At 66.8% G+C, this 741-nt stretch carries 1 protein-coding gene; it reads right to left on the reverse strand.

Annotated features, from left to right (window positions below; translation table 11 throughout):
- The coding region (locus ACYVDE_RS25060) for an FAD-dependent oxidoreductase (RefSeq protein ID WP_460504228.1) at positions 1 to 741 on the reverse strand (741 nt) is incomplete at both ends.

Consider the following 741-nt stretch of genomic DNA (forward strand, 5'->3'; position numbering starts at 1 on the left):
CCGCTTCGGCCACAGGAGCGTCGTCGGGGTTGCCGCTGCGGCCGGCCAGCAGGCGCAGAGTAGTCAGGCCATCGGTGGCAAGTACCACGGCCGAGGCCTGGAGCACCTGCCCGGTGGTGAGCCGCACCTGGCTGCCATCGACAATGCCGGCCACCGACGTATTTAAACGCACAGAGCCGGCCGGCAGGCGGGCCGCCAGCTGCTCGGGCAGCGCCTGGATGCCGAGGGCCGGAATGGCCGCATCGCCAGTCACGAACTGCTGGAAGATGAACTCGAAGAAGTTGCTGGCCGTGGTGAGCCCGCGGTCGAGAAACACGCCGCCGAAGAAGGGCCGGAAGAAGCTGTCAATCATCTGCTCGCTCCAGCCGTAGCGCCGCAGGAAAGTGAGTGTGTCGGTGGCGGGGCGGGCCAGCAGCTCCTCAGGCGTGTGCTTCATCACGTGGCGCACCAGGCTGAGGATACGTAGCTTGTCGGACAGCGTGCCAATGGGCGAGGTAAGGGCCGAAAACGCCGCGAGCGGATGTTGCAAAGGGTTTTGCAGCGTGGTTTCGGTGCCGTTAGGCAGCCGGATGACTGCCCCGGAGCGGAAGGCCTGCAAATTCAGCGCGCCGTAATCGAAGATGCGCCGGGCCTCGGGGTAGTTGGTTTGCAGTACCTGGAAGCCGCGGTCGAGCCGGAAGCCTTCGGGCGTGAGGTCGGTGCGCACGCGGCCGCCCACGGCGTCGGCGGCTTCGAGCAGCA

Source organism: Hymenobacter agri, assembly GCF_054778495.1.